Below are 9,127 nucleotides of genomic sequence, written 5' to 3' on the forward strand. Positions count from 1 at the left end.
GCACAATTTAATAAGACAAAATCTTATACCGGATTCGCGAGAACTTCATGTTTTTCTGCCTTCATGTTTCAGCGGTGAAACGTTTTCGCGAAAGTTTCTGCGGTGCGCCTGCGTTTCGTTTTTGTTGCCCTTTGCGCGGCAAAGCTTTCCGACACTTGGCACACAATTCGCTCGACTCCGATTCGGCCGGAAGTAAGAAATACTGTATGTAGAACGAGCGTTCATATTCACCCTGCATTCATCTTCAGCTTAATCGTTCATACCGGCCGGGCGATTACTTTATTTCCGGATATTCACTTTCCGGGAATAGTTACCTTGGGTTATGTCGTTACGATGGCACGTGATAGTTCATACCGGCGCGATGAAACAGTCGACGCGCAACAAAACCGTGACGAAGCGGACGAATCCGGCGACGCACGGCGGCACGCCAGTCGCCCGACGGGCACAGGCGTCAGCGTGATGCTATGGGACGAGATCGCGCCCGCGTCGGCTCACGCGCCGCCGCTCGACGACGAGTCGCCCGAGACGTAAGTCCGATGCCGGTTTGGGCCGGACGCGTCGGTTAGAATCGAGGCCCGATGGCGCGGCCCGCGCGCCTTTTTGCCTCGACTTCCTTCACATGACGACGCTGACCCTGATCGTCGCCCGCGCGCGCAATGGCGTGATCGGACGCGACAACCAACTGCCCTGGCGCCTGCCCGAAGACCTCGCATTCTTCAAGCGCACGACGATGGGCGCGCCCATCATCATGGGCCGCAAGACGCATGAATCGATCGGCCGGCCGCTGCCGGGGCGACGCAATATCGTCGTGTCGCGCGATGCCGCGCGGCGCTACGAAGGCTGCGACGTCGTGACGAGCCTCGAAGCGGCGCTCGCGCTCGAGCCGGCGAAGGAAGCGTTTCTGATCGGCGGCGCGCAGTTGTATCGCGATGCAGTCGGGCGTGCCGACAAGATGATCGTCACCGAGATCGACGCCGATTTCGACGGCGACACGCGCTTTCCCGCACCCGATCCGGAACTGTGGCGCGAAGTGTCGCGCGAGCCGCATCGCGCGGCGTCGCCGAACGATTTCGCGTTCGCGTTCGTGACCTACGAGCGCATCGCGGCTTCGGAATGAAAAAGGCTCCGGATGCGCTCCGGAGCCTTCGTCTTTCAGCGGACGCGGATCATTGCCCCGCGACAGTCATCCGTTCGATCAGCACCGAGCCGATTTCCTTCGTGCCGCGCACGACGGTATCCGCGCCGATCGCTTCGACGTGGCGGAACATCTCCTGCAAGGTGCTCGCCACGGTGATTTCCTCGACGGCGTGCACGATCTTGCCGTCCTCCACCCAGAAGCCCGACGCGCCGCGCGAGTAATCGCCCGTCACGTAGTTCACGCCCTGCCCCATCAGTTCGGTCAAGAGCAGGCCGGTGCCGAGCTTCTTCAGCATCGCTTCGAAGTCGTCGCCGGGTTTCGTGTGCGTGCTTTTCATCGTCAGATTGTGCGAGCCGCCCGCGTTGCCGGTGGTCTGCATGCCGAGCTTGCGCGCCGAGTACGTCGACAGGAAATAGCCCTGCACGACGCCATCTTCCACCACGCTGCGGCGCTGCGTGCGCACGCCTTCCTCGTCGAACGGCGCGCTGCCCATGCCGCCCTTCACGTGCGGATCTTCCACGATCTGGATATGCGGCGCGAACACCGGCTTGCCGAGGCTGTCGACGAGGAACGTGGTCTTGCGATACAGCGCGCCGCCGCTCACCGCCTGCACGAAGGCGCCGAGAATGCCCGCCGCGAGCGGGGCTTCGAAGAGCACGCGGCATTTGCGCGTGTCGAGACTCTTCGCGCCGAGGCGGGCGAGCGCGCGCTCGGCGGCGTAACGGCCGACCGCTTCGGGCGCGGCGAGACCGGTGGCGTCGCGTTTGGAGGTGTACCAGTCGTCGCGCTGCATGTCGCGGCCCGCCGCCGCGATCGGCGCGCACGCGATGTAATGCCGCGAGTACGGATATCCCGCCATGAAGCCGCGTGAAGTGGCGAGCACGAATTGCGAATGCTGCGCGGAGACGCTCGCGCCTTCCGAGTTGGTCACGCGCTTGTCGACGGCGAACGCGGCGGCTTCCGCCCGGCGCGCGATCTCGGCCGCTTCTTCCGCGTCGATGTCCCACGGATGATAGAGATCGAGATCCTGCGGTGCCTTTTCGAGCAGGTCCGCTTCGGCGAGGCCCGCCGCGCTGTCCTCGGCCGTGAAGCGCGCGATGTTATACGCCGCGGCGACCGTGTCGCGCAGCGCGTCGCGCGTGAAGTCGGCGGTGCTCGCGTTGCCGCGCTTCTTGCCGATGAAAACGGTCACGCCAACCATCTTGTCGCGATTGTGCTCGATCGTCTCGACTTCGCCGCGCCGCACGCTCACGGACAGGCCGTCGCCTTCGGAGATCTCGGTGGCGGCATCGCTCGCGCCGAGTTCCTTCGCGTAACGCAGGATGTCGGAGGCGATCTCCTTGAGTTCGTCCTGCGTATGCGGGAAGTAGCGTTGCTTGACGTCCATGTCTGCTGCCATTTTGGGTTGCCTTTGGAAGTCGGGCGGCGTGCGCCCGCGCATGTCGTGGTTGCTGCGGAATTCCCGGCTGGACGCGCACGCAATCGGGGCATCGAGCAACGGAATTGGCCTGTCACGCGATCATAGCAAGGACGGCGAGCATTCACCCGCCAAGCTTTGTCGCAGACGCGGACATGCGCTTCAGGCACGGCGCGGGCGCAAGCTACAATGTCGGGATGAACCGTAAAACCCGCATTCAACCGATCGACTCCGGCCGCGACGACGCGCGCGAGCCCGACGAAAACGGCTACGACCGCCCGAGCAAATCTCAACTCAAGCGCGAAATGCACGCGCTGCAGGAGCTGGGCGAAGCGCTGATCGCGCTGCCCAAAGACGCGCTCAAACGCATGCCGATGCCCGAGGTTCTCGACGACGCCGTGCGCGCGGCGCGCCGCATCACCGACCACGAAGGCAAGCGCCGCCAGTTGCAGTACGTCGGCAAGGTCATGCGCTCGCTGACCGAAGACGAGATCGCCGCCCTGCGCACGGCGCTCGACACGCACCGCGGCGTGAACAAGTCCGAAACCGCGCGGCTGCACTGGATCGAGCGCACTCGCGAAAAGCTGCTCGCCGACGACGCCGCGCTCACCGAATTCATCCGCACTCATCCGGGCGTCGATCCGCAGGAAGGCCGCACGCTGATCCGCAATGCGCGCAAGGAGCGCGAGCAGCAAAAGCCGCCGCGCTATTACCGCGAACTGTTCCAGTGGATCAAGAACGCGTCGGGCGCGGAAGACGACGAAATCGAAGTCGACGAGGACGATCGCGATGACGACGCGTAACGAACTGATCGTCGGGCTCGTGTCGATCAGCGATCGCGCGTCGCAAGGCGTCTACGAGGACAAGGGCTTGCCGTCGCTGCAGGCGTGGCTCGGCGAGGCGCTGACTACGCCTTTTCGCGCCCAGACGCGTCTGATTCAGGACGACGCCGCGACCATTTCCGCGACGCTCGTCGAACTCGTCGATACGCTCGGCTGCGATCTGGTGCTGACGACCGGCGGCACCGGCCCTTCGCGCCGCGACGTGACGCCCGAGGCGACGCTCGCCGTCGCCACGAAGCCGATGCCCGGCTTCGGCGAGCAAATGCGCCAGATCAGCCTGAATTTCGTGCCGACCGCGATTCTTTCGCGGCAAGTCGCGGTGATCCGCGAAACCGGCGATCACGCCGCGCTCATCATCAACCTGCCGGGCCAGCCGAAGTCGATCCGCGAAACGCTCGAAGGATTGAAAGACGCGGATGGCAAGCAGACCGTGCCGGGCGTTTTCGCGGCCGTGCCGTACTGCATCGATCTGATCGGCGGACCGTATATCGAAACGCGGCCCGACGTGGTCGCCGCGTTCCGCCCGAAAAACGCGATCCGTCCGCCCAAGCCTTAAGACGCCGCGGCCGGCGCCGACGGAATCAGGAAGCGCTCGCGGTAGTACTTGAGTTCGTCGATGGACTCGTGGATGTCGGCGAGCGCGGTATGCATCGCGCGCTTCTGGAAGCCCTTGTAGATCGCCGGCTGCCAGCGGCGGCAGAGTTCCTTCAGCGTGCTGACGTCGAGATTGCGGTAGTGGAAAAACGTCTCCAGCTCGGGCATCCAGCGCGCCATGAAGCGGCGGTCCTGGCAGATCGAGTTGCCGCACATCGGCGATTTGCCGGGCGGCACGTACTGGCCGAGAAAATCGCGGATCTGGCGCGTGGCTTCGGCTTCATCGACCGTCGACACCTTCACGCGCTCGGTCAGCCCCGAGCGGCCGTGCGTGTTACGGTTCCACTCGTCCATGCGGCCGAGCGCTTCGTCCGTCTGATGAATCGCGAGCACCGGCCCTTCCACCATTTTGTCGAGCGTCGAGTTCGTCACGACGACCGCGATCTCGATGATGCGATCGTTGTCCGGATCGAGACCGGTCATCTCCATGTCGAGCCACACGAGGTTCATGTCGCTGCGCACGAGCGCGTTTTCGGCTGAATCGGGGGTGGCGGAGATGTCGGTCATGAAAGCGGTCTGAGAGGTGGAAAGCCCTGCCGCACAGTTTCTGAGGGCGTCGGCACGGCCTAGAACCTATAATTCTCGCATAGTTCAATCGGAAGTCCCGGATGACCCACCTCACTCTCGCTTTCTCGACGATCTTCGTCGTCGCCCTGGTCGCGATGGTCTCGACCAAGCTCTGGCTCGCGTCGCGGCAGGTTCGCTACGTCGCCGCGCATCGCAACGGCGTGCCGTCGCAATTTTCCGGCACGATTCCGCTGACCGCGCATCAGCGCGCCGCGGATTACACCGTCGAGCGTACGCGCCTCACGATGATCGAAGTCGTCACGAGCGCGGTCGTGCTCGTCGCGCTGACGCTGCTCGGCGGCGTCCAGGCGCTCGATCTCGCCATTTCGGACTGGCTCGGCCGCGGCTATGTCGGACAGGTCGCGCTGGTGGCGTCGGTGATTGCGATCACGAGCATCATCGACCTGCCGTTCGATTACATCCGCCATTTCGTGATCGAGGAAAAGTTCGGCTTCAATCGCATGTCGAAGAAGCTCTTTTTCGTCGATCTCGTGAAGGGCACGGCGCTCGCGATCGTGATCGGCGCGCCGCTTCTGCTGCTCACGCTCTGGCTGATGGACCGCGCCGGCACGTTCTGGTGGCTGTGGACGTGGATGGTGTGGGTCGCATTCCAGTTGCTCGCGATGAGCATCTATCCGACCTTCATCGCCCCGCTCTTCAACAAGTTCGAGCCGCTGAAGGACGAGGCGCTCGTCGCGCGCATCACGAATCTGATGGCACGCACGGGCTTCGCCGCGAAGGGCCTGTTCGTGATGGACGGCAGCCGCCGTTCCGCGCACGGCAACGCGTATTTCACGGGCTTCGGCGCGGCGAAGCGCATCGTTTTCTTCGATACGCTGCTCGCGCGTCTTTCCGGCAGCGAAATCGAAGCGGTCCTCGCGCACGAACTCGGCCACTTCAAGCGCCGTCACGTGCTGAAGCTGATGGTCGTCATGTTCGGCATCAGCCTCGCGATGCTCGCGCTGCTCGGCTGGCTCATTCAGACAACGTGGTTCTACGAAGGCCTGGGCGTGCGGCCGTCGCTCGTCGGCAGCAACAACGGGCTCGCGCTCGTGCTCTTCATGCTCGTGCTGCCGGTGTTCATGTTCTTCGTCACGCCGCTCGGCAGCCTGACTTCGCGCAAGAACGAGTTCGAAGCCGATGCCTTCGCCGCCAGCCAGACCGATCCGAAAGATCTCGTGAACGCGCTCGTGAAACTCTACGAGGACAACGCGTCGACGCTCACGCCCGATCCCATCTACACCGCGTTCTATTACTCGCATCCGCCCGCCTCGCAGCGCATCGACCGCCTGATGCAGCACGCCGCATGACGCAGCGCGCTTCGAACAAACGCGGCGACCGGCTGGCGGGCACCGTGATCGCGGCGCACGGGCGCCACTATCTCGTGACGCCCGAGAATGGCGGCGCCATGCTGCAGTGCTTCCCGCGCGGCAAGAAAAGCGAGGTGGCCGTCGGCGATCGCGTGATCTACGAGCAGTCGTCGGCGGATCAGGGCGTGATCGTCGAGATCGGCGAGCGGCGCAACCTGCTCTATCGCTCGGATCAGTTCAAGTCGAAGCTCTTCGCCGCCAATCTCGATCAACTGCTGATCGTGCTCGCAACGGAGCCGCATTTCAGCGAAGACCTGCTCGGACGCGCGTTGATCGCGGCCGAGGCGCATGGGCTGGAATCGCTCATCGTGCTCAACAAGATCGACGTGGAAAACGCGTTGCCGCTCGCGCGCGAGCGGCTCGCGCCGTATCGCGCGCTCGGTTATACGGTCATCGAACTGTCGGCGAAGATGGCGCCCGGCGACGTCCATCCGCAACTCGACGCCCGCCTCAAAAGTCGCTCGACGATTCTGCTCGGCCAGTCCGGCATGGGCAAATCGACGCTCGTGAACCTGCTCGTCCCCGATGCCGACGCCGCCACGCGCGAGATTTCATCGGCACTCAATAGCGGCCGCCACACGACCACCTTCACGCGTCTCTACGATTTGCCGGGCGGCGGCTCGCTGATCGATTCGCCGGGTTTTCAGGAGTTCGGCCTGCATCATCTGTCCGAAGGCCAGCTTGAACGCGCCTTCGCGGATTTCCGGCCCTACCTCGGGCATTGCCGCTTCTACAACTGCCATCATCTGCACGAGCCGGGCTGCGCGGTGCTCGAAGCCGTCGACGCCGGCAAGATTCGCCCGGAGCGTCACGCGCTTTACGCGCAGCTCGTCCACGAAGCCAGCCAGATCGTTCGATGAAGCGGCTCACGCGCGCCCCCAACCTGATCACGGCGCAGCATTGGCTGAACGTGCTGGCGACCGCCGGCGTGCCGTGCGAGCTGCACAACCGTTACCTGAATGGCGCGATGGGCGAGATTCCGGCGGATCAGTGCGCGCCGGAAATATGGATCGTCGACGATCGCGACGAAGCCTTGGCATTGCGCCTTCTGGAGCGCGCGAGAAAAGGGCCGGACGCGAACGCCCGGCCCTGGAGATGCAAGCATTGCGGCGAATGGCTCGAGCCGCAATTCACCGTGTGCTGGAATTGCCAGACGGCGCGCGATCCGCTCGACGACTGATCACGCCAGCCATACGGCGATCGTCAGCATCAGCAGCAACAGCATCCACAAGATCACCGCGCGCCACACGAGGCCGACGGCCGATTGCAGCGTGCGCGGCGTGCAGTCGTCGCCGACGGGCAGCGGACTGGCATCGCCCACGGCCAGCGCTTCGACCGAAAGCGGCTCCGCGAGCGGACCCGCGAGACGCGCGCCCAACGCGCCGCTGCCCGCTGCGAGCAATACGCCTTCGTTCGCATCCGGCCACTGACGGGCGTGATTGCGCCAGGCATAGATCGCATCCTCGAAATTGCCGACGATCGCGAAGCCGAGCGCGGTCAGACGCGCCGGCACCCAGTCGATGACAAAAAACGCGCGCTGCGCGAACGACGAAAACTCGGCGGTGCGCTCCGGATTCGGCTTCGACCATGCGCGCGCCAGATATTCGGCGATGCGATAGAGCACCGCGCCCGCCGGGCCGATCGGAATCAGGAACCAGAAGAACACGCCGAACACATGTCGATGCGACGCCACCACCGCGTGAACGAGCGTATGCCGCACGATCTCGCTGACGGGCATGTCGACCGTGTCGATGCCGGTCCACTCGTTCAGCACTTCGCGCGCGCGCGGCACGTCGTCGTTGTTGAGCGCGAGGTGGATGTCGGTGAAATAGTGGCTGAACTGCCGGAAACCGAGCGTGAAGTACACGATCACCACGTTCCACAGAAACGCCAGAACGAAGTTGATCCGGTACAGCACGTAATAAACGAGTCCGACGACGAGCGTCCATGGCAACACGACAACCAGCCACGCGACGATGCCGTGTTTCTGCTTGCCGGCATCGAAACCGTGCGCGGTGGATTCCGCATGATATTGGAGCAACGCCGAAATCGGATTGTGCGGCGACAACGCGCGCACTTGCTCAATGACGAGAGCCAGCAATACGGAGAAAAAAGTCATGCGAAGCGCCGAAACAGTCGGATTTAGTTCGAGTTTCGCATAACGATAGCACAGCGCCCGACCCCTTTAGCGCGCCGAGTCATTGCGCGAGGCGTGACGGGCATGCGTACTTTCCGCGCCATCACGCGCGAGCCGCGAGGAAGCGATAAAAATTGCGCAACATGCCGGCCGTTGCGCCCCAGATGAAATGAGGAGCCTTTCTTTCGCCCGGGGTATACGGCATGGCAAAAAAACGACGCTCGCCGCCTTCCCAGCGGAAGACCCGCACTTCGTGATTCGCCGGATTCATGAGCCACGCGAGCGGCACTTCGAAGATATCGGCGACTTCGCGGGTATCGGCCTTCAGGGTGAAAGGCGGATTCACCAGCGCAACGACAGGCGTCACCTTGAAACCGGTGCCCGTCAGATATTCGGGCATCGCCCCGATGATCTCGCAATGTTCTGCGCCCAGAGCGACTTCCTCGTAGGCCTCGCGCAGCGCGGTGGCGGCGGCATCGGCGTCTTCGGGCTCGCGTCGGCCGCCGGGAAAGCTGATCTGTCCGGCATGATCCGACAGATGATCCGCCCGCTGCGTCAGCAGCACGGTCATGCCGCCCTCGCGCACGACGAGCGGCACCAGCACGGAAGCCACGCGCGGATCGCCACCGATCGCCTTGATACGCTGCTCGCGCTCTTCCTGCGTCCAGTCGAGATCCATCGCGAAACGTGCGCGCAAGGCTTCCGGCGTGAGGCGCTCTGGCGGAATGGGCGGGAGTGCCTCACCCGTCGAGAGGACGGGCATCTTTTCGGGTTCGAGGATGCGGGGAGTCGAGGTCTTTCCGGTGGACACGGGTCGGGGAACTGGGCTGTCGGAGGCTCAATTTGAACACACCAAAGAAAAAAGCACCCACATGGGGTAATGCCGTTCAGTTAGCGCTGAACGGCATTTTTGTTTGTGGGGGCGAGAAGTGGTTGTAAACGGAGCGCCGGGCTGTTAACTTTCTGGTGCGATGCTTGCCGACCACCTCACTTATCTGATCG

Annotated in this window: 11 protein-coding genes; 7 read left to right on the plus strand and 4 right to left on the minus strand. The window is 63.7% G+C overall.

What is annotated here, in order from left to right; translation table 11 throughout:
• The first annotated feature begins 102 nt into the window (after nucleotides 1-102).
• A complete protein-coding gene (locus tag NOV72_RS32900) occupies nucleotides 103-531 on the plus strand; it encodes a hypothetical protein (protein WP_245933190.1) in 429 nt (142 codons plus the stop codon).
• An 88-nt stretch (nucleotides 532-619) separates the two neighbouring features.
• On the plus strand, nucleotides 620-1,117 hold the full coding sequence (locus NOV72_RS28445) for a dihydrofolate reductase (RefSeq protein ID WP_106857859.1): 498 nt from the start codon (nucleotides 620-622) through the stop codon (nucleotides 1,115-1,117).
• Nucleotides 1,118-1,166: 49 nt separating this feature from the next.
• Here NOV72_RS28445 and pmbA read toward each other — a convergent pair whose 3' ends face one another.
• The gene (gene pmbA, locus NOV72_RS28450) at nucleotides 1,167-2,537 is read right to left on the minus strand and encodes a metalloprotease PmbA (protein WP_106857860.1); all 1,371 of its coding nucleotides are present in this window, start codon (nucleotides 2,535-2,537) and stop codon (nucleotides 1,167-1,169) included.
• A 215-nt stretch (nucleotides 2,538-2,752) separates the two neighbouring features.
• Between pmbA and yjgA the strand changes: the two genes are divergently transcribed.
• Nucleotides 2,753-3,358: a ribosome biogenesis factor YjgA gene (yjgA, locus tag NOV72_RS28455; protein WP_106857873.1), complete on the plus strand. Its 606-nt coding sequence runs from the start codon at nucleotides 2,753-2,755 to the stop codon at nucleotides 3,356-3,358.
• Nucleotides 3,345-3,953 (plus strand): molybdopterin adenylyltransferase, encoded by a 609-nt coding sequence (gene mog, locus NOV72_RS28460; RefSeq protein ID WP_106857861.1) that lies wholly within the window; start codon nucleotides 3,345-3,347, stop codon nucleotides 3,951-3,953. Before yjgA ends, mog begins: the two co-directional genes overlap by 14 nt.
• Here the strand turns inward: mog and orn are convergent.
• On the minus strand, nucleotides 3,950-4,558 hold the full coding sequence (gene orn, locus NOV72_RS28465; protein WP_106857862.1) for an oligoribonuclease: 609 nt from the start codon (nucleotides 4,556-4,558) through the stop codon (nucleotides 3,950-3,952). The two genes, mog and orn, sit on opposite strands and share 4 nt — an antisense overlap.
• A 101-nt stretch (nucleotides 4,559-4,659) precedes the next feature.
• On the opposite strand from orn, the gene NOV72_RS28470 reads away from it, so the two are divergent.
• Genes NOV72_RS28470 through NOV72_RS28480 form a run of 3 tightly spaced genes read left to right on the plus strand, consistent with a single transcriptional unit; the run spans nucleotide 4,660 to nucleotide 7,168 of the window.
• Nucleotides 4,660-5,928, plus strand: a complete 1,269-nt coding sequence (locus NOV72_RS28470; RefSeq protein ID WP_106857863.1) for a M48 family metallopeptidase — start codon at nucleotides 4,660-4,662, stop codon at nucleotides 5,926-5,928.
• Entirely contained in the window at nucleotides 5,925-6,848 is a 924-nt protein-coding gene (gene rsgA / locus NOV72_RS28475) for a ribosome small subunit-dependent GTPase A (RefSeq protein ID WP_106857864.1), read from the plus strand. The genes NOV72_RS28470 and rsgA overlap by 4 nt, the downstream gene beginning before the upstream one ends.
• Nucleotides 6,845-7,168 carry a putative signal transducing protein gene (locus NOV72_RS28480; RefSeq protein WP_106857865.1) on the plus strand — a complete coding sequence of 108 codons (324 nt, stop codon included), beginning with the start codon at nucleotides 6,845-6,847 and terminating at the stop codon, nucleotides 7,166-7,168. Before rsgA ends, NOV72_RS28480 begins: the two co-directional genes overlap by 4 nt.
• Here NOV72_RS28480 and NOV72_RS28485 read toward each other — a convergent pair whose 3' ends face one another.
• Both NOV72_RS28485 and NOV72_RS28490 read right to left on the minus strand, forming a co-directional pair.
• Nucleotides 7,169-8,107: a CobD/CbiB family protein gene (locus tag NOV72_RS28485; RefSeq protein WP_106857866.1), complete on the minus strand. Its 939-nt coding sequence runs from the start codon at nucleotides 8,105-8,107 to the stop codon at nucleotides 7,169-7,171.
• A gap of 121 nt (nucleotides 8,108-8,228) precedes the next feature.
• The gene (locus tag NOV72_RS28490) at nucleotides 8,229-8,888 is read right to left on the minus strand and encodes a CoA pyrophosphatase (protein ID WP_106857867.1); all 660 of its coding nucleotides are present in this window, start codon (nucleotides 8,886-8,888) and stop codon (nucleotides 8,229-8,231) included.
• Nucleotides 8,889-9,127 lie beyond the last annotated feature (239 nt).

The organism is Caballeronia novacaledonica (assembly GCF_900258035.1).
Taxonomy (GTDB): Bacteria; Pseudomonadota; Gammaproteobacteria; order Burkholderiales; family Burkholderiaceae; genus Caballeronia; species Caballeronia novacaledonica.